17 protein-coding genes are annotated in these 19,259 nt (G+C 44.3%); 14 read left to right on the top strand and 3 right to left on the bottom strand.

From position 1 onward, the window contains the following. The 6 genes from SPICA_RS04150 (at window position 1) to SPICA_RS04175 (ending at window position 5,179) form a co-directional block, all read left to right on the top strand. Window positions 1-933 (top strand): ABC transporter permease, encoded by a 933-nt coding sequence (locus SPICA_RS04150; protein ID WP_013968282.1) that lies wholly within the window; start codon window positions 1-3, stop codon window positions 931-933. A 20-nt stretch (window positions 934-953) separates the two neighbouring features. Continuing rightward, window positions 954-1,841: a ribose ABC transporter substrate-binding protein RbsB gene (gene rbsB / locus SPICA_RS04155; protein WP_013968283.1), complete on the top strand. Its 888-nt coding sequence runs from the start codon at window positions 954-956 to the stop codon at window positions 1,839-1,841. A gap of 25 nt (window positions 1,842-1,866) precedes the next feature. Next, complete coding sequence (locus SPICA_RS04160) at window positions 1,867-2,739, top strand: ribokinase (protein ID WP_013968284.1); 873 nt, start codon at window positions 1,867-1,869, stop codon at window positions 2,737-2,739. A gap of 87 nt (window positions 2,740-2,826) precedes the next feature. Further along, window positions 2,827-3,645: an acyl-[acyl-carrier-protein] thioesterase gene (locus SPICA_RS04165; RefSeq protein WP_013968285.1), complete on the top strand. Its 819-nt coding sequence runs from the start codon at window positions 2,827-2,829 to the stop codon at window positions 3,643-3,645. Window positions 3,646-3,757: 112 nt separating this feature from the next. Continuing rightward, window positions 3,758-3,991, top strand: coding sequence for a thioredoxin family protein (locus SPICA_RS04170; RefSeq protein ID WP_013968286.1), 234 nt, complete (start codon window positions 3,758-3,760; stop codon window positions 3,989-3,991). Between the two features lie 3 nt (window positions 3,992-3,994). Beyond that, window positions 3,995-5,179, top strand: a complete 1,185-nt coding sequence (locus SPICA_RS04175; protein ID WP_013968287.1) for a permease — start codon at window positions 3,995-3,997, stop codon at window positions 5,177-5,179. Window positions 5,180-5,223: 44 nt separating this feature from the next. On the opposite strand, the gene SPICA_RS04180 is transcribed toward SPICA_RS04175, so the two are convergent. Continuing rightward, the gene (locus SPICA_RS04180) at window positions 5,224-6,309 is read right to left on the bottom strand and encodes an endo-1,4-beta-xylanase (RefSeq protein ID WP_013968288.1); all 1,086 of its coding nucleotides are present in this window, start codon (window positions 6,307-6,309) and stop codon (window positions 5,224-5,226) included. Window positions 6,310-6,415: 106 nt separating this feature from the next. Between SPICA_RS04180 and SPICA_RS04185 the strand changes: the two genes are divergently transcribed. Further along, the gene (locus SPICA_RS04185) at window positions 6,416-7,201 is read left to right on the top strand and encodes a glycoside hydrolase family 16 protein (RefSeq protein ID WP_013968289.1); all 786 of its coding nucleotides are present in this window, start codon (window positions 6,416-6,418) and stop codon (window positions 7,199-7,201) included. Here SPICA_RS04185 and SPICA_RS04190 read toward each other — a convergent pair. Together SPICA_RS04190 and SPICA_RS04195 are read right to left on the bottom strand one after the other, a co-directional pair. Continuing rightward, on the bottom strand, window positions 7,189-7,863 hold the full coding sequence (locus SPICA_RS04190) for a hypothetical protein (protein WP_013968290.1): 675 nt from the start codon (window positions 7,861-7,863) through the stop codon (window positions 7,189-7,191). The genes SPICA_RS04185 and SPICA_RS04190 overlap by 13 nt on opposite strands. A 25-nt stretch (window positions 7,864-7,888) precedes the next feature. Further along, window positions 7,889-9,013: a DUF362 domain-containing protein gene (locus tag SPICA_RS04195; RefSeq protein WP_013968291.1), complete on the bottom strand. Its 1,125-nt coding sequence runs from the start codon at window positions 9,011-9,013 to the stop codon at window positions 7,889-7,891. 177 nt (window positions 9,014-9,190) lie between these two features. On the opposite strand from SPICA_RS04195, the gene SPICA_RS04200 reads away from it, so the two are divergent. The 7 genes from SPICA_RS04200 (at window position 9,191) to SPICA_RS04230 (ending at window position 19,185) form a co-directional block, all read left to right on the top strand. Continuing rightward, complete coding sequence (locus SPICA_RS04200; protein WP_013968292.1) at window positions 9,191-10,498, top strand: ABC transporter substrate-binding protein; 1,308 nt, start codon at window positions 9,191-9,193, stop codon at window positions 10,496-10,498. Between the two features lie 77 nt (window positions 10,499-10,575). Further along, a complete protein-coding gene (locus tag SPICA_RS04205) occupies window positions 10,576-11,556 on the top strand; it encodes a carbohydrate ABC transporter permease (protein ID WP_013968293.1) in 981 nt (326 codons plus the stop codon). Continuing rightward, window positions 11,549-12,421, top strand: coding sequence for a carbohydrate ABC transporter permease (locus SPICA_RS04210; RefSeq protein ID WP_013968294.1), 873 nt, complete (start codon window positions 11,549-11,551; stop codon window positions 12,419-12,421). The genes SPICA_RS04205 and SPICA_RS04210 overlap by 8 nt, the downstream gene beginning before the upstream one ends. A gap of 36 nt (window positions 12,422-12,457) precedes the next feature. After that, window positions 12,458-13,531, top strand: a complete 1,074-nt coding sequence (locus tag SPICA_RS04215) for a LacI family DNA-binding transcriptional regulator (protein ID WP_013968295.1) — start codon at window positions 12,458-12,460, stop codon at window positions 13,529-13,531. Beyond that, on the top strand, window positions 13,518-16,595 hold the full coding sequence (pgmB, locus tag SPICA_RS04220) for a beta-phosphoglucomutase (protein WP_013968296.1): 3,078 nt from the start codon (window positions 13,518-13,520) through the stop codon (window positions 16,593-16,595). Before SPICA_RS04215 ends, pgmB begins: the two co-directional genes overlap by 14 nt. Window positions 16,596-16,709: 114 nt before the next feature. Beyond that, window positions 16,710-18,377: a sensor histidine kinase gene (locus tag SPICA_RS14695; protein ID WP_013968297.1), complete on the top strand. Its 1,668-nt coding sequence runs from the start codon at window positions 16,710-16,712 to the stop codon at window positions 18,375-18,377. Window positions 18,378-18,477: 100 nt separating this feature from the next. Further along, window positions 18,478-19,185, top strand: a complete 708-nt coding sequence (locus SPICA_RS04230; protein WP_041396137.1) for an FKBP-type peptidyl-prolyl cis-trans isomerase — start codon at window positions 18,478-18,480, stop codon at window positions 19,183-19,185. Window positions 19,186-19,259: the final 74 nt, after the last annotated feature.

The following is a 19,259-nucleotide window of genomic DNA, read 5'->3' on the forward strand; positions in this document are numbered from 1 at the left end:
ATGAAACAATTTCATTTTACAATTCCTCAGCAGTATAGTTCATTAATTGGATTACTTTTATTAGGTCTTCTCTTGTCTATTCTTTCCCCTCATTTTTTAACGATTTCTAATCTAATGAATATTTTGAATCAGGTTTCGTTAAATGGACTTGTAGCTGTTGGTATGACCTTTGTAATCCTTTCAGGAGGCATAGATCTTTCTGTAGGATCCGTGCTAGCACTATCCGGAGCACTTGTTGCAACCCTGCTTAAATCTGGTATATCTGATGTTGTATCCATAGTAATCGCAGTTATCTTAGGATCTCTCTTTGGACTTTTGAACGGTGTCTTTATTTCTTTTTTTAATCTTCAACCATTTATCGTATCTATGGCATTTATGACCATGTTTAGAGGTGCTACGTTTGTATTTACACAGGGGCGACCGATTACCGGCCTGGGTGATAGTGGCATGTTTGTCGCTGTTGGTCGCGGTGAGATTGTAGGTGTGCCCTGGTCTGGCATTATTCTTCTTATATCCTTTATAGCTACAGCCTTTATTCTTAATAAGACTGTGTATGGTAAGGGAATTTATGCAATTGGTGGTAATGCCGAAGCAGCTCGTCTTTCAGGTTTACCAGTAAAACGGCTTAGGGCAAGTGTATACGCTATTTCTGGTTTTTTCGCCGCTTTGGCAAGCATTATTCTTACGTCGAGACTCGATTCTGCACAACCTTTGGCCGGCCAAGGCTATGAACTGGATGCGATCGCCGCGGTTGTACTTGGCGGTACCAGCCTATCTGGTGGCAGGGGCTATATGGTCGGTACCATTATCGGTGCTTTTATCATTGGTATTCTTAACAATGGTCTAAACCTGTTGGAAGTATCTTCATTTTACCAACAGATAGTTAAAGGTGCAGTCATTTTATTGGCGGTCCTTTTAGATCGCCGGAAATGATACATTGAGAGGAGGAAGCTATGAAAAAGCTTCGGACAGTAACTCTTGTCGCATTGGCAGGAGCAGCAATTCTTATCGGTTGCGGCGGAACAAGTGCTCCGTCCAAAAAAATCGGTCTCGCCATTTCAACATTGAACAACCCCTTCTTTGTAACCCTTAAGGAAGGAGCAGAGGCGAAGGCTAAGGAATTGGGTTATGAGTTGGTGGTTACCGATGCCCAGGATGATCCTGCTAAGCAGGCTGGCCAAATTGATGACTTGATTCAAAAAAAGGTCAGTATCATTTTGTTGAATCCCTGCAACTCTGATGCAGCAAAGACCATGGTAGAAAAGGCTACAAAGGCAAAAATACCCGTCATTTCTGTTGACCGGGGTGTCAATGGTGCTACTGTCCTTTCTCATATTGCATCCGATAATGTGGCGGGCGGTGTAATGGCTGGTGAAGAACTACTTGCTTTGGTAGGAGAGGGCGCAAAAGTCGTAGAACTTCAGGGAATTCCTGGCGCTTCTGCTACAGTAGACCGGGGAACTGGTTTCCATCAGGCCGTTGATGGTAAATTAAATGTTGTAGCTAGCCAGAGTGCGGACTTTAATCGAGACAAAGGCTTTACAGTCATGCAGAATATCATCCAGGCAAACAAGGATATTAAAGGTGTTTTTGCCCATAATGATGAAATGGCCCTTGGTGCTGTTCAGGCCTTGGAAGCTGTAGGCATGAAGACTGTGGTTGTTATCGGTTTTGATGCAACCGATGATGCTGTTGCAGCGGTAAAAGCAGGAAGAATGAAGGCCACTGTTGCCCAAAAACCTGCTCTTATTGGTTCAATGGCAGTAGATACGGCGGTTAAATATCTGAAGGGTGAAACCGTATCTGCAAAGATCCCCGTACCGCTTGAACTGGTAAAATAAGCTAAATACTTTTAGGAGTCCCCCCATGCGCATGCTTAACTTTGGTTCACTAAATATAGACTATGTATACCGGGTTGATACCTTTTTAAAGCCTGGTGAAACCAAGGCGGCGAAATCCCGTGCTGTTTTTGCAGGGGGCAAAGGTTTGAACCAATCCCTCGCCATGGCAAAGGCGGGTCTTCCGGTCTATCATGCGGGTAAAGTTGGTGCAGAGGGGGACTACCTGGTTGATACGCTACAAAAGGGTGGGGTAAATACGAGCCTTATCGGTCGTTCCGATGAGCCTTCGGGGCATACCATAATACAGGTGGACGACCAGGGGCGGAACTGCATCCTTCTTTTTGGTGGAGCAAACCAGGATATAGATGAAACCTATATTGATGAGGTCCTTGCTTCTTTTGGCCAGGGGGATTACCTGGTATTGCAAAACGAGATTTCCCTGGTACCTCTTATTATTGAAAAGGCAAAAGCTCAAGGACTTTTCATCATCCTCAATCCCTCACCATATACAAAAGAAATTCTTACCTATCCCCTGGAATTCATCGATATGTTCCTGTTAAACGAAATTGAAGCCGAGGGTTTTACGGGGCAGACGGACCCTCGCAAAGCTCTGGATGCACTCTGTACCCGATTCCCCCATGCTCACATGGTACTCACCCTTGGCGAGAAGGGCGCTCTTTGGGGACGGGGTACCGAAGTCCTGTTCCAAAAAGCCTACCCGGTTAAGGCTGTGGACACCACCGCCGCAGGGGATACCTTTTCCGGCTATTTTATTGCCGGTCTTGTGGAAGGCCTTGCTGTGTCCCAGTCCCTGGACCTGGCTGCCCGGGCGGCTTCGCTTTGTGTCAGCAGGCCCGGTGCTGCAGATTCCATCCCATGGCGGCGGGAGCTGGGATAAAGCCTAAAACCGGCCAGCCCTTCATCAATTTGGAATTTCCAGTTCTTTACTGCAACCTTCGCACTTGAATGGTAGTCAAAATAAATTATGAAACAAGTACCACGACACGTTCGCTCCTTTGAGGCCCGTTATTATGAGCTGGATAACCAGGGGGAACTAATCCCTACTGCGCTGATAAGTTTGTTCGAAGAAACGGCTGTTTCCCATTTGGGTATCACCGGGTGGAATGTATACCGTCTCCTGGATGCCGGTTTTTGTTGGATTCTTTTGCAGGGTAGTTTTTCTATGATTCGATACCCTCGTTACGGCGAGCGGTTCACCATAGAAACCTGGGTCCCAGCTCAGCGGCACTTTTATGGTCTCAGACAATTCGAGATAAAGGATGCACAGGGCCTAAACATCGGTAGTGCCCAGTCGATTTGGCTTTTCTATGATATAGGACGGCAACGACCTGCCACTCCTCTTACGGAAATTCTAGAGATTTGGCAGCCTGATCCCGCCCTTGTTCTACACCGGGAAACCTATTCCATAGATCTACCGGAAAACGTGAGCGAGTTGCCAGACTTTGAAAGATTCCGTATTCAGCCCTGCGAAGTCCGCAGTTTCGATATTGATACCAATAACCATGTTAACCATGTGCGATACATCGAATGGGTTCTCGATTCGGTTCCAACTGAGATTCGTCAGAAGTATCGGCTCAGATCTCTGAAAGGCCAGTATTTGCACGAAATAGTACTTGGCCAGCAGGTTTTACCCTATGCCAAAAAACAGGAACAAAATTCTCTACAGATTGATGAAGTGACCCTGCTTTTGGCGGTATATGCGGGAATCAATAGTGCCCATTTAGCTCATCAAGATTCCCGCCTTGCTGCCAGTGCTATAAGCAACTGGGTTCTAAAAGCTTAAAAAGAGACCTCCCCTGTGAGATTTTAAAAAAAAGCAACCGTATATAATATATATTGACTCATTTTCTTATTGTTGCTATATTTTGAAACAATGACACATTTAGGAGGATCCTATGAAGATACAGATTTTGGGAACCGGCTGTGCTAAATGCCAACTGCTTGAAAAAAATGCCCGGGAAGCTGTTCAGGAACTGGGGATTAATGTCGAAATCGTCAAGGTTTCGAATATCGATGATATTATGTCCATGGGTGTCATGATGACCCCCGCTTTGGCTATCGATGATGATGTAAAGTTTGTCGGTAAAGTTGTCACAAAAGATCATATTAAAGAACTGTTAGCGAGGTAAATCGTGGCTTCTAAAGAAATGTCTCCTAATAAAGCCCTCTGTATTGTAGCTCTGGTGTTCCTTGGTGCTTACTTTATTCCCTTTGATGCACCCCGGGTTGCGGGTGCTATTCAGGAAGCCTTTTTAATGCTGAGTGAATATGCCCGTGAGCATGTTCTGCTTTGTGTTGTCCCTGCCATGTTCATTGCCGGTGCTATCACGGTGTTCCTGAACCAGCGGGCGGTTATTCGGTACTTGGGACCTAAGGCTCCTAAGGCTTTAGCTTATGGTGTGGCTTCTGTCTCCGGTGCAATCCTTGCGGTGTGCTCCTGCACGGTTCTGCCTCTTTTTAAGGGTATCTATAAAAAAGGCGCTGGCCTCGGTCCTGCGGTGTCCTTCCTCTATTCTGGTCCTGCCATCAATATTCTGGCTATTGTTATGTCCTATAAGATATTCGGATGGAAGCTCGGGACTGCACGTATGGTGGGAGCGATCCTCTTTGCGATTGTTATTGGGCTCCTCATGCAGCTGATCTTCCGCAAGAGCGATGAAGAACGATTGGCCGACGAGCGGATGTTTAAATATGAAAAATCTGAAGGTGAACGAACCCTGAGGCAGATGATTGTCTATATGGTGTCCATGATTGGTATTCTGGTCTTTGTAAACTGGGCTAACTCCAAGGGGACCTCTGCTATATGGGATGCCATTTATAACGCAAAATATTGGATTACCGGTGTTTTTGCCCTCATGCTGATCTACAGTCTGTATAAATGGTTTACCAAAGATGATCTTTATACCTGGGTCATAGCTACCCGAGACTTTGCGCTCCAGATTTTACCCTACCTTTTTGGCGGTGTTTTGGTAGCAGGTTTTCTGCTTGGCCGTCCTGGCCATGAAGCGCTCATGCCAAATGCCTGGGTAGCAGCACTGGTGGGTGGCAATTCGCTCTTTGCAAACTTCTTTGCTGCTATCGCGGGCGCTTTTATGTATTTTGCAACCCTGACTGAAGTTCCGATCATTCAGGGGCTTCTAGGGAGTGGTATGGGACAGGGGCCTGCCTTGGCACTTTTATTAGCCGGCCCTTCGCTTTCCCTGCCTTCTATGCTCGTCATTGGTGGTGAACTAGGTTGGAAAAAGACTGTAGTCTATGTAACCCTTGTGGTGGTACTTTCTACTTTGGCGGGTCTGCTCTTTGGAATGATCGCATAGGTACGGTTATCTGGCTCCCGAGAGTCCCGGGAGCCAGAGTCTGATCATTTATAGTTCGCAATAAGTTGTTTCATTTTTTCGTAAACTGGTTTGGGAGTCTTATCTTTGGTAAAGGGATGGGCACTCCCGTAGCCGGCAAAGGTGCCTGGAATCCAGCTGTAAGCATCGGTATAGCCCCAGAGAACAAAAGAAGAAACCCGCTCTTCCAAAGCAATCCTTAATAAATCCATGTATATCTTTTCCTGGGCGGCTTCCTTTTCAGGGGTCACCGGCAGTTTAATCCGTACATCTACTTCGGTAAATGACACCGAGAGGCCTAAATCTTTAAACCGTTTGATATTTGCTCTGAGGGCGTCTTCCCGAATTGGTTGTTCGGCCATCACATGTAATTGGAAACCGACCCCGTCAATAGGAATGTTTCGATCTACCAAGTCCTTGACAAGTTGATAAAATGCATCTCCTTTAACAGTGCCGGCATACTCATTGTTGTAATCATTCAGAATAAGTTTAACCGATGGATCTGCTGCACGGGCTGTTTGAAATGCCATATCGATATAATCTCTGCCAATTGTTTTCATCCAGATGGAATTGCGCAACTGGCCATTATCATCAATTATTTCATTGCAGACATCATATTCATAGAATTTACCCTTATAACGGGTTAAAACCTGGGTGATAGTTTCTTTAAGTACTTGAATTGCCTTTTCTTTATCAGTCAGATTACTAATAAAAGGCGGGTTCTGATTGTGCCAGACAAAGGTGTGCCCCCGAAGTTTCATTTTGTTCGATTCTGCAAATTGTACCAGCTTATCCGGGTCAGACCAGTTCCAGAAGGATTCTGTGGGGCGCAGGTACTGTAATTTCATGATATTTTCTGCGACGAGAATGTTAAAATTATCCTGCACCAGCTTTGAGTCCTTGGGATCTAAAAGATCACTGGGTCGAACAGCCACTCCGAAGAGAAATTGCTTGCTATCAGTAACAGTTCGCATTGTTTGGGGCCTACAGGAAACAAGAATAATACAAAAAATGGTAAAAATGGGCCAGTAGTTCTTATTCATGGTTCTTATCTTGCCATCGATTGCGTACTCTGTAAACTCTTTTTTTACAATTATGGTAGTTGACACCATATATCCTTGCCTCTAGTATTTTTATAAGGGGCGTTCCGGAATGAAAGGTACGAAAGGGCTATTATTTTTCAACATAAGCGGCTCTTTATTTTGGGGGCGTATAGGTATGACCATTGCCGTTGTCCTGAATTCCTGTTCTAATTCTTCAGTTCCCGATCCTGGTACTGCCTATGTCCCTGAAGGATATACATTGGTGTGGCAAGATGAGTTTAACTTTGCTGGTGCACCGGACCCAGAAAAATGGGGGTATTCGCTTGGGGGTAATGGCTGGGGCAATGGAGAAGCTCAATTTTATACGGATAAACGGACTAATTCATGGGTTGATCAGGGTCACCTTACCATAAAAGCCCGTAATGAAAATGGATTATGGACCAGCGCCCGATTAAAAACCCAATACAAGGCAGACTGGACTTATGGTTATATCGAAGTCCGGGCAAAACTTCCCAGAGGAATTGGTACCTGGCCTGCCATTTGGATGCTACCCTCCTATGATTCCTATGGTGGATGGCCCCGGTCCGGTGAGATTGATATTATGGAACATGTCGGTTTTGATCCGGATGTGGTGCATACAACGGTACATACCCTGTCCTACAATCATAAAATTGGTACTCAGAAAAATCACCATGCAAAAATAGAAGGTGCAACGGATGGGTTTCACCTCTATACAATCCTGTGGGATACAGAGTCCATACAATGGTTTATCGACGGTAAGCTCTTTTATCAATTTAAAAATGAACATGCAACTTATGCAGAATGGCCCTTCGATAAACCTTTTTACTTAATTATGAATTTGGCCATAGGAGGCTCTTGGGGTGGTCAGAAAGGAATTGATAAAAACTTAAAAGAAGCAAACCTGGAAGTAGATTATGTCCGCGTGTATCAGAAATTATAACTGATTTCGAAATCGACTCCCGGTCCTTCCTGAGGATTCGGGGGTAAAAAGTTAATACTGGCCCTTGTATTGAGCAACGAAAAAAATGGCCCCCGCTCAATTTGAGATAATAGTTCCTCTGCTAAACGGGAGCTCACTTCTTTATGACAGCGAAAACGTAACCGGTCCCGTCTTTCAAGTGTATAGGCACTAATGTGCACCGATTCTGAAATAGTAAAAAGACCAGCAAAAATATCTGAAATGCAAATAGCAGTTAAAAGAGCTGTTTGGGTATCCATGGTATGATGCCATTGGGAGGAACTGTCTTTTTCAAAAAATGACTCTACATGAATGCCCCCTGGTGGAAGGCTGAATTCATGTGGATTAGTTATGATAGCTAATAGAATGTCATAAAGGGGGATAGCTCTATAGTTTTTTACAGCATCCTGCAGGTGATCATCTATGTAGGAGAGCATTTTAATGCGTCGTTTCAGACTGGTTCGATCCCCGCCGGAGACCGTATCCATGTCAATGATACTCAGAAGAAGCTGTCTCGTATTCCGATGATGGAATTCTCTTTCTTCAAGTTCTTTTTCGAGTTCTGTGATTTTAATAAGCAGTTTGTCATACGATGCACGACACTGTTGTAAAGCTTGTTCTAATTTTTCTATTGTCTCCCCCATGGTTCCCCTCCCACTGGCGGCTACACTATTCTACCACGATTAATTCATAATCCTGTCTACCTAATCCTATGTGTTCTGCATAATCTAGGCCCAGTTTCCAGTTGGTATGAGGCTGGGCCAGGGTGAAACGATCGGTCTCTTTCGTAAGGCCAGTCTGAGCTGCATGGCCGATACAGCTAGCGGGGTTTACCGGTGCATTATTAACGAGATCTACCGAAGCCCGATCCAGTGCAACCGGGTCGAAGCTGGCTGCGATACCAATATCCCCCACAATCGGCACATCGTTCATGGACCAGCAGTCGCAGTTTGGGGATACGTTCATGATAAAATTGATATGAAAGGCCGGTTTGCTTTTCACCACCGCCAGAGCATATTCGGCAATTTTTTCCTGAGCCCCAACAGAATCCCATTGAGGTTGGGCAGCATCGTACATACAAACCGCTACACACTGGCCACAACCAACACAGCGCTGGTAATCGATAACCGCCTTTTTATTTTCCAGATGGATAGCGTCCTGAGCGCAGTTTTTTACACAGATACAGCACCCAATGCAGTGTTCAAGATTGATCTTTGGTTGCCCATTGGAGTGCATTTCCATCTTGCCGCCTATGGAACCGGAACCCATGCCAAGATTTTTTATCACTCCCCCAAAACCGGTTAGTTCGTGGCCCTTAAAATGGTTCATCGAGATAAGCACATCGCTTTCTGCAATAGCCGAGCCAATTTTAGCGGTTCTACAATGTTTCTGGTTTATTTCTATTTCCCGATATTCGGTTCCTTTAATACCATCGGCGATGATAACTGGACATCCGGTAGCCAAGGGGTTAAAGCCATTTTCAAAAGCACTTTCGATATGGTCTACACCATTGGCACGGCGCCCCTTATAGAGTGTATTAGCATCGGTAAGGAAGGGAAGGGCTCCCTGCTTTTTAAGCAATTGTACAAGCCGCAGCACATAGTTAGGTCTAATGTACGCCAGGTTGCCCGGTTCGCCGAAATGGATTTTAATGGCGGTGAGTTTTTTATCAAAATCTATACTTAGGATCCCTGCTTTCTTAATAAGGGCTTCGAATTTGTCCAGTAGATTTTTACCCGGTTTGGTTCTGAGGTTGGTCAGGTAAACGACAGGTTTTTGTATTGTTGTATTCATATGTAAATGATAGGGGTAATTGCTTGGGTTTGTAAAGAGCTCTTTTTTTTGAAATTTTTACTTGCGTTTTTGTAATAGTAGAGTTATAGTGTTACTAACATGCGTTAGTAACGCATATAGACCCATTAAGTATAATGATACTACATAGGGTCTACATAAAACCAATTGGAGGTATCTATGAAACGGCTTGCAATGACCTTCGTCATGGCTGTGGCGGTATTCGGCCTTGTGTATGCAAGTGGCGGAACCGAACAGACATCAAAGAGCGCCGGTGGTCAAAAGACCATCAATTTCCTGGCTGTGTGGGGCGGTCAGGAAGCAGAAGTGTTCAAAGCGATGGTAAAGCCCTTTGAGGAACGCACCGGTATTAAGGTTGAGCTGGAAGCAACCAGGGACTTGGATGCGGTTATCACTACCCGGGTTGAGGCGGGGAACCCCCCAGATTTGGCTGCACTTCCTGGTCCTGGAAAGCTGGTAGAACTAGCTAAAGCTGGTAAACTGGTTGATCTTTCCCAGGTTTTCGATATGGCTGAATTTGATAAAAACTACTCCAAGGGCTGGAAAGACCTTGGGACTGTAGATGGCAAGCTCTATGGTATTTTTGCGAAAGCAGCTATCAAAGGTCTTGTTTGGTATAATCCGAAAACCTTTAAAACTGCTGGTATGACCCCTCCCACGAATACCTGGACCTGGAATGATATGATGGCCTATGCCAAGCAAGCCCAGGAAAAGGGACTGGCTCCTTGGGCTATCGGCGTTGAAAGCGGTGCGGCTTCTGGCTGGGTAGGGACTGACTGGCTGGAAAACATTTTCCTCCGGGTCAATGGTCCTGAAAAATATAAAAATTGGTATGAGGGTAAGCTTGCATGGACGAGCCCTGAAGTCCGAAAAGCATGGGAAATCTGGGGCCAGATCATAGCTGATTCCAAGATGATCTATGGCGGTTCCAATTATGTCAATTCAACAAACTTTGGCAATGCCCATGAACCCCTCTTTACCAATCCTCCCAAGGCTTTGTTCCATCATCAGGCCAGCTTTATTCAGAGCTTTATCACCAATCAGTTTCCCAGCCTAAAACCGGTAGAAGACTTTGATTTTGTAGCCTTCCCCAGCATCGACGCAAAATATGCCAAGGCTGTGGAGGGGGCTGCGGATGTTATAGGGGTATTTAAGAATACTCCTGAAGTTCGCGCCTTTGTGAATTATCTTGCCAGTGCAGAAGCTCAAGCTTATTGGGCTGCAGGAACTGGTGCTCTTGCAACCAATAAAAATGTTTCCCTGGTGTTCTATCCCGATGCGCTTACCAAACGAGCTGCGGACATTATGAACAAGGCTGAAATTGTAGTCTTTGATGCTTCCGATATGATGAAACCCGAAATGAATGCCGCCTTCTGGTCTGCGGTGGTAAGCTATATCGAAAATCCCAAAAACCTGGATTCTATTCTCGCTGGGCTCGAAAAGGTCCGCAAGGATGTATATAAATAAAAGGTAAATAGAATGGATAAGCCGGAGCCGAGAGGATCCGGCTTTTCTTATCAGTACAGTGTAAAAGGCGGAATATAATGCATATCAATTATTTTCTTATTGCGGTTCTGGCAATTGCGATTATACCCCTCATTATTTGGGCTTATTTGTTAGTGACGGAAATGGTGGTATCCAGGGCGCCAAGGAGGGTTTCCAGGAATCTTCGTCCCTGGTTGTGGCTTCTACCAGCTCTGTCCTTGCTTTTTGTCTTCCTGGTATACCCCGCATTACACACAGTTGCTTTGAGTTTTCTCGATGCAAAGTCCGCCAATTTTGTTGGTCTAGCGAATTATATTTATATTTTTACCGATCCCAACATGCTTATTGTACTTCGCAATAATGTGCTATGGCTGGTGCTCTTTACACTCTTCTGTCTATTTTTCGGTCTTTTAATTGCCCTACTGGCGGATCGGGTACGGTATGAATCGGTTGCAAAGGCCTTTGTTTTTTTACCTATGGCAATTTCCTTTGTAGCTGCGGGTGTTATATGGAAGTTTATGTATGAATATCGGCCTGCGGGCTCCCCGCAAATTGGAACGGTGAACGCCTTCCTTACGACTATTAACCCTTCCTTTGAACCTAAAGCCTGGCTCTTTGATCGTTCCACTAATAATATTGCCCTTATTGTTGTTGGTATCTGGATGTGGACCGGTTTTGCTATGGTTATTCTTTCTGCTGGTTTAAAGGGTATTAGCGAAGATCTTCTTGAAGCTGCCCGTATCGATGGGGCAGATGAGTTTATCATATTTTTTAAAATTATCCTTCCCCTCCTCGTACCGACGATTACGGTGGTGGCAACCACCCTGATTATAAATGTACTTAAGGTGTTTGATATTGTGTATGTAATGACCAATGGGAATCTGGGAACCGAAGTCATAGCTAACCGGATGTACAAAGAAATGTTCAATTATCGTAACTACGGCCGGGCTAGTGCCATCGCAACACTTCTGCTTTTGGCGATTATTCCGGTAATGGTGATGAATATAAAGCGATTCAATGCGGAGGGATCCCATGAGTAAATCTGTCAATGCTCTTGATGCACGGTACCGGAAAGCCCTTGCAGCTATTCCTCTGCATCTTGTACTCATCATTGCCTGTATTGTCTGGATGGTTCCCTCGGTGGGGCTATTCATCAGTTCCTTTCGGCCAAAGAACCTGATAGCTATCAGCGGCTGGTGGGACGCCTTTACAAGCCCCTTTTCCTTTACACTAGATAACTATATTCATGTTATTTCTCAGGGAAACATGGGAAGGAGTTTTATCAACAGTCTTCTTATTTCGGTTCCTTCTACGATTATTCCCATTTTTATCGCCGCTGCCGCGGCCTATGCCTTTGCATGGATGCGGTTTCCCCTGCGGAAAACCCTCTTTTTGCTGGTCGTAGCTCTTATCGTGGTTCCTCTGCAGATGACCATGATTCCCGTTCTGCGGATCTTTAACCGCCTTGGCTTTACCGGCAGCTTTACCGGCATCTGGCTTGCCCACACAGCCTATGGGCTCCCCTTCGCGGTATACCTTTTACGGAACTTTATTGCCCAGCTGCCGGGATCTATAATCGAATCCGCTGAAATTGATGGGGCTTCTCATCCGCTCATATTCCTCAAGCTGATTCTCCCCACATCTATTCCGGCAATTTCTTCGCTCGCTATTTTCCAGTTTATGTGGGTCTGGAATGATCTTCTCATTGCCCTTGTGTATCTGGGAGGAACCCCCGATGTGGCACCCATGACGGTTACTATAGGGAATCTTGTTAATTCCTATGGTGGAGGATGGGAATATCTTACTGCAGCAGCATTTATTTCCATGGCGCTACCCCTTGTGGTCTTCTTTGGATTACAGCAATATTTTGTAAAGGGCGTTCTGGCCGGTTCGGTCAAGGAATAACGCAAGTATCCATGTTATAATAAGGATATATGGCAGATGAAAAAACGAATGGTTTCAGCATCCGATGTGGCAAAGCTCGCAGGGGTATCTCGAACAACCGTATCCTTTATTTTAAATAATACCCCAGGGAAACACATCAGTGAGGCAACTCGACAGCGGGTGCTGCAAGCAGCAACTGCACTGGAATATGTTCCCGATGAAGATGCGGTGAGTGTGGCCCGGAGAACCCACTTTACCATCGGCTTTTTTATCAGCCATTCAAGTTCTATCTTTACCGATGCCTATATTATTAGGTTGATTGATGGCATGGCGCTGGTGTTCAACAAACACCGATGCCGGCTTGTTTTGCAACCCTTACGGCAATCACAGACCAATTATGTGGAACTGGTTCGTTCTCAATCACTAGATGGAGTTATTCTTATCAACACCCATACGAATGATCCGGGTATCTTTGAGTTGGAACAGGCGGGTATTCCCCTAGTAGTGATTGGTTCTGTAGAAGGGCTCCACATTCCTCAGGTTGATATCGATAATACTGCTGCTGCCAGGGAAATGGCTGAACATCTTATATCATTGGGGCATTCCAGGATCGCCATGATTGTGCATGCACCGGTTTCTTATTATGCTGCAGCCCATCGTCTTGCAGGCTATACTGCGGCTCTAAATGCTGCAGGATTACAGGTTCGGCAGGAATATATCAAAATTGCGGATTTTACCGAAGCTTCAGGTTATAGAGCTATGCGGGAACTCCTCGACGTAAAAGAAAGGCCCACCGCAGTGTTTGCAGGTAACGATGTGGTAGCCTATGGTGCCATGCAGGCAATTCAGGATACGGGCTTGTCTATCCCTGATGATATATCTCTCGCTGGTTTTGATGACGATTATCTTTCCCGTTATTTAAACCCGCCGCTCACCACGGTTACCCAACCTGCGGCCGGCCTTGGTGAAGCAGCAGCACGTTTGGTCCTTAAACAAATATTTTCTCCATCACCAAAAACAAATATGACAGAGCTTAATACTTCGGATGCTTCAAATATTCATAGAATTATTTTGCCCACGGTGCTTGCACTACGGGAATCTTGCAGGAGTCTACAGCATGAGCAGCAATGATCAATATGAATGGAAAATCATCGAAAATTCCTGGAATAAAAAAAAACTCGGCAAAGACGAAACCCTCTTTACGTTGGCCAATGGTCACCTTGGTTTACGGGGAGATTTTGATGAACCTGAACCGGCTTTTCATCGAGGAACCTATATCAATGGCTTTTTCGAAAAGGAACCCATCGTATATGGCGAAATAGCCTATGGTTATGCAGAACATCATGAAACGATTCTGAATCTTCCTGATCCAAAACAGGTTCGACTCTATGTAAATGAGACAGAATTCCGCCTCGATCAGGTTCAATTGGGATTTTACCAGCGATATCTGGATATGAAACATGGGCTTCTCGTCCGGGAACTTGAAGCTCTTCTTCCAAATGGCTGCAGTATACGGTTAAAAAGCCGACGTATTGTAAGTTTTAGCCGAGAAACCCTCGGTGCTCTGGAATATCAGTGTACACTCTTAAAAAGTCCTGAGAACAAACCTGTATCCATCCGTGTGGAATGTCCGCTGGAAGCCCTTGCTTCGAACCGAAAAGCTGAAAAGGATCCCCGGGTCGGATCAAAATTTTCCCGGCACCCCTATCGAATAAGTTCTCTAAGTGTTGATGAACATTCTGCAGCTTTAAGCCTTGAGACCCATCGTAGTGGTCTTGCAGTAGGAATGGTACTGCACTATCAAATGGTTGCTCATAATGATATGAAGGCTTCCTATAAGCGTTCTGATCATACTATTGTCCATAATTGGGAAGGTGTTCTGATCCCTGGGGGAACTTTTACATTATATAAATATTTTTCTTATAATATGGGAAATGCAGGTGAACAGGATGTTCTTCAATACCAAAATAAACAGGTTATTCAAAATGCCTTGGCTGCTGGTTATAATCAGTTGGTTCAAGAACAGCATGAGTATCTTAAGGCCTTCTGGAATCATGCAGATATTCTCATAGATGGTGATCCGGAGATACAACAGGCAATTCGTTTTAATATTTTTCATATTCTGCAATCTTCTGGCCGCTCAGGAAAAACCAGTATAGCTGCGAAGGGATTAACCGGTGAAGGGTATGAGGGCCATTATTTCTGGGACACTGAAATTTATGTATGTCCCCTCTTTACCTATACCAAGCCCGAAATTGCTCGCAGCTTGCTGGAATATCGCTATGCCATACTCGATAAAGCCCGGCAGCGGGCTCACACCATGGCAGAAAAAGGGGCTCTCTTCCCCTGGCGTACTATTGATGGTGAAGAAACCAGTGCCTACTATCCTGCGGGAACAGCCCAGTACCATATCAATGCGGATATTGTTTATGCTATGGAAAAATATTGTATGGCCTCTGGGGACCGGGAATTTTTATATAACCAGGCGGCTGAGGTTGCGGTAGAAACTGCTCGGCTCTGGTTATCCCTGGGGCACTTTGGACCGGATGGAAAATTCCGTATTGATTGTGTAACTGGTCCTGATGAATATACTGCCTTAGTCAATAATAATGCGTACACGAACCTCATGGCAAAAAACAACCTTCTTTTTGCTTGTAAGACCCTGGGACAATTACAAAAAGATGAGCCTAATCTTTATAAACGTTTTTGTGAGCGTCTTGCGATACAACATGATGAACCTGAGCAATGGGAAAGGGTTGCCCATTCGATGTATATCCCCTTCGATGCAAAAACAGGCATTTATCCCCAGGATGATTCTTTTATGCACAAGGAACCCTGGCCCTTCGACACAACCCCGCGGGATAAGTACCCCCTTTTGCTGCATTTTCATCCTCTGGTAATTTACCGACATCAGGTTCTGAAACAACCTGACCTTGTGCTTGCCCAGTTCCTGCTTTCTGAACAATTTACTCTGGCAGAAAAGATTCGAAATTACTGGTTTTACGAAAAGCTGACCACCGGCGATTCCTCTCTTTCCCATTGTATCCAGAGCATCATGGCTGCAGAGATTGGAGATGAAACAAAGGCCTATGATTACTTCCTGAAGACGGTTCGAATGGATCTGGATGATGTTCATGGCAACAGTCAGGATGGTATCCATACTGCCGCGATGGCCGGGAGTTGGCTCTCAATTATCTATGGTTTTGCGGGGTTTCGGGATCGTCCTCGCCAGGGAACCGATGTGCGGTACTCCTTTAATCCCAGATTGCCTGCCCAATGGAAACGGCTCGTAGTTTCTTTACAATTAGAAGATTATATCCTTAAGGTTGATGTAGGTCGTCACGTGGTACAGTACAGTTTATTAGAAAAGGATTCAGAGACTAAGCTGGCTGCTTTAGCTGTACAGTCCAAAGATGAGCACACTGACTTGAAAGGTCAGTCAGCAGGTGAATTAAGGGGTCTTCCCATTGTACATCGCAACCAATTGCTCGCCCTGTATCCAGGCGATTCGGTGACGATATCTCTTAAACCTGTTTTGCGTGCTGTTATGTTTGATTTAGATGGAGTCATAACTGATACTGCCCGTCTCCATTTTAAGGCCTGGAAACGTCTTACTGATGAGCAGGGCTGGTCCTTCGACGAAAAATTAAATGAAAACCTAAAAGGAATTTCCCGGATCGGCTCATTAGAAATTATCCTAAACTATAACAAAGTATCCCTTACCCCTGAAAAGAAACACCTATTTGCTGAACGGAAAAATAGTTACTATAACGAATTACTTGTTGATCTTGGGCCCCAGGATATACTGCCGGGCATTCAGGAACTACTTATGGAATTAGGGAAAAAGGGTGTAAAGCGAATGATTGCTTCGGCAAGTAAAAATGCACTTCGCATTATTAACCAATTGCAATTAGGCCCGATTCCTGGTCCATATTTTGAAGGCATAGTGGACCCTGATTCTGTAACTTGTGGTAAGCCAGATCCAGAGCTTTTTCTACAAGCTTCAGAACGAGCTAATGTTGATCCTAGGGATTGTATTGGCATCGAGGATGCTCAGGCTGGTATCGACGCAATTAAGGCTGCAGGGATGATTGCCATTGGAGTTGGGCAGGGTCTTAAGCATGCGGATAAAACTATACATGATACAAGAGAACTTTCATATTCTTTTTTAGAAAAAGTTTTTGAGAGATACTAACATACTTGAATTTCTTATGGGCTCCTCGAATATGTTGCGAGGGGCCACCAAGTATTTTTAGAGGTTTTAGAGAATAATGTTGACGATTTTAATAATTGATGTAAGACTAAAGTAATGTTTACTTACACACCCTATATATGGCCCTTACTCATTGCAACGGTACTCTGCATTGTCATTGCTTTTTACGTACAAAAGTACCCGGAAACGCCGGCTTCCAGGCCCTTTATTTATATGATGTGGGTTGGTGCAGGGTGGACTGCCTTTTATGGTCTTTCGATCATTACAGTATGGTATCCTTTACGATTATTCCTTTCTATGGCCATGTACATTCCATCCCGGCTTATGGCTCCAGTAATTCTCTATATGGCCCTTGAATATACTGGAAAAGGTCGTTGGATAACCACAAAGCATGTGATATTGGTGTTGCTCATCCCGATTATTGCAATTTTGGCTTCCATGACGAGTCCATGGCATACACTGTTTCGCTATAATTTTGTACTTGATGCAACAGGGAGCTTACCCATTCTTTATTATACCCCAGGGCCAATTTTTACACTCAGTAATATTTATAATTCCGTTGTTATTCTTGGTTCACTAGTTATTATGTTGAGTTCCTTACAAGATCGGGCACTTAAACCCCAATCTACGTTATTATTAATGATTGGTATTTTAATCCCCATCATTGTTGAAATTTTGTTTATAAATAATATCACTCCTATCAAAGGTTATAATCTTGCAGCCAGTACTGTTGTTTTTACTGGAGGAACCTATTTAGTAGCCCTTATGAAGTATCGGCTTTTCGGTTTTGTTCCTATTGCCCGCTCTACTGTGTTAGAGCACATCTCCGATTTAGTGATTGTATTTGATAATCAGGCTCAAATTGTCGATGCTAATCCTGCAGCCATTCAGGCTATCGGCCTGAATCCTAAGGGGTATGTAGGCATTCCTAATGACTATCTTCCAGGCCATTGGGGCACCTTTTTTAAGATCCAGGCTGAATTAGGTCCTGGGCAACGGGATGTGGAACTACTCATAAAGGATGAACAAAAGATATTTGACCTTACGGTTAAAAATATAGTAGATAGCCGGGCTCGATCACTTGGTATTCTTTTTTTATTGCATGATATTACAAATCTTCGTATCTCTGAACAAAAGATTAAACAATTACTTGATGAAAAAACCTTACTTCTACGAGAAGTTCATCATCGAATTAAAAATAATTTAAGTGTAATTGGGAGCTTATTATCTTTGCAATCTGAAACTGTACAGGATGAAGCCGCAAAAAATGCCCTCCTCGAAGCCCGCAATCGTGTTCAGAGTATGTCCATACTGTATGACAAGCTGTACCGTTCCGATGGATCAAAGGAGATGCCTCTGGATGAATACTTATCCCCCCTCATTGATAAATTGGTATCTATGTTTCCACTCCAACCGTATGTTAGGATTATTAAACAAATAGAACCCATTGTGATTAATGCAAAAATTCTTTTTTCTCTTGGAATCATCGTTAACGAACTGCTTACTAATGCATTAAAATATGCCTTTGCACCTGGAGAATCAGGTGCCATTCAGATTGTATCTTCAATGCAGGGGGATCTTGTTACTATCAGCGTTATCGACAGCGGCGGTAAATATTCGGACAATGTGGCTAGTTCTACTGCAGGTTTTGGTTTGCAGGTGGTTCAACTCATGGCAAAACAAATAGGTGCTCAATTTAAAATTTATACGAGTACGAATGGGAAGGCTGCAACGATCGCAGATATATCATTTTATAAAGGGTAGGCATTTACCACCTTGCGGTGTTTATCAAATCTCGATATGCTGAGAATGACCCTGTTTATAGGGCCTTCAGGTGCCTGGAACCTGAATATTCTAATTTTACATGGATAATCCTATGAAAAAGACCGTATTATCAATTTTTTTAGCATCCACTGTACTTTTTGCCTGTAATGCCAAAGGTTCCGCCGATGCATCCAAAGACACCAATGCAACAAAGCCAGCATCTAAATCAGATACAAGCTATGCAGTTGGTATGGCCCTAGGAAAAAGTGTCAAGGATACTGGCCTAGAACTCGATTACAATGCCTTTTTACAGGGGTTTAAAGATAACATGGAAGGTAAAAAACTGAAGCTGACCGAAGAGCAGGCCAATTCTTATATTCAGGAAGCCATTATGGCAGCTCAGACCAAGAAAGCTGCAGACAATAAGGTTAAAGAAACAAAGTTTCTGGAAGATAATGGTAAGAAGCCTGGAGTAAAGACTACCGACAGTGGACTGCAATATGAAGTTATTTCCGAAGGTACCGGTGCAAAACCTCAGGCTACTGATACGGTAAAGGTTCATTATACCGGTACTCTCATGGATGGAACCAAATTTGACAGCTCCGTCGACCGCGGTGAACCGGCAACGTTCCCTCTGGATCAGGTTATTCCTGGCTGGACTGAGGGTATTCAGCTTATGACCGTGGGAAGTAAATATAAACTATATATCCCTTCAGCCCTTGCCTATGGTGAAAGTGGTGCAGGTAACGTTATTCCACCAAACGCTCCGCTTATTTTCGAAGTAGAACTCTTAGGTATTGAAAAGTAACAAATCACCATTACAATCTGCACATCCTTGTGGTGATGCCTGCTTTAAGCAAAAGCCCCCACACCAATTCAGGC

The sequence above is a fragment of the Gracilinema caldarium DSM 7334 genome, assembly GCF_000219725.1.
In the GTDB taxonomy this organism is placed as follows: domain Bacteria; phylum Spirochaetota; class Spirochaetia; order Treponematales; family Breznakiellaceae; genus Gracilinema; species Gracilinema caldarium.

Coding starts and splice junctions, on each gene's coding strand:
- SPICA_RS04150 (WP_013968282.1), top strand. CDS start 1: ATGAAACAATTTCATTTTACAATTCCTCAGCAGTATAGTTCATTAATT.
- rbsB (WP_013968283.1), top strand. CDS start 954: ATGAAAAAGCTTCGGACAGTAACTCTTGTCGCATTGGCAGGAGCAGCA.
- SPICA_RS04160 (WP_013968284.1), top strand. CDS start 1,867: ATGCGCATGCTTAACTTTGGTTCACTAAATATAGACTATGTATACCGG.
- SPICA_RS04165 (WP_013968285.1), top strand. CDS start 2,827: ATGAAACAAGTACCACGACACGTTCGCTCCTTTGAGGCCCGTTATTAT.
- SPICA_RS04170 (WP_013968286.1), top strand. CDS start 3,758: ATGAAGATACAGATTTTGGGAACCGGCTGTGCTAAATGCCAACTGCTT.
- SPICA_RS04180 (WP_013968288.1), bottom strand. CDS start 6,309: ATGGTGTCAACTACCATAATTGTAAAAAAAGAGTTTACAGAGTACGCA.
- SPICA_RS04185 (WP_013968289.1), top strand. CDS start 6,416: ATGACCATTGCCGTTGTCCTGAATTCCTGTTCTAATTCTTCAGTTCCC.
- SPICA_RS04190 (WP_013968290.1), bottom strand. CDS start 7,863: ATGGGGGAGACAATAGAAAAATTAGAACAAGCTTTACAACAGTGTCGT.
- SPICA_RS04195 (WP_013968291.1), bottom strand. CDS start 9,013: ATGAATACAACAATACAAAAACCTGTCGTTTACCTGACCAACCTCAGA.
- SPICA_RS04200 (WP_013968292.1), top strand. CDS start 9,191: ATGAAACGGCTTGCAATGACCTTCGTCATGGCTGTGGCGGTATTCGGC.
- SPICA_RS04205 (WP_013968293.1), top strand. CDS start 10,576: ATGCATATCAATTATTTTCTTATTGCGGTTCTGGCAATTGCGATTATA.
- SPICA_RS04210 (WP_013968294.1), top strand. CDS start 11,549: ATGAGTAAATCTGTCAATGCTCTTGATGCACGGTACCGGAAAGCCCTT.
- SPICA_RS04215 (WP_013968295.1), top strand. CDS start 12,458: ATGAAAAAACGAATGGTTTCAGCATCCGATGTGGCAAAGCTCGCAGGG.
- pgmB (WP_013968296.1), top strand. CDS start 13,518: ATGAGCAGCAATGATCAATATGAATGGAAAATCATCGAAAATTCCTGG.
- SPICA_RS14695 (WP_013968297.1), top strand. CDS start 16,710: ATGTTTACTTACACACCCTATATATGGCCCTTACTCATTGCAACGGTA.
- SPICA_RS04230 (WP_041396137.1), top strand. CDS start 18,478: ATGGATAATCCTATGAAAAAGACCGTATTATCAATTTTTTTAGCATCC.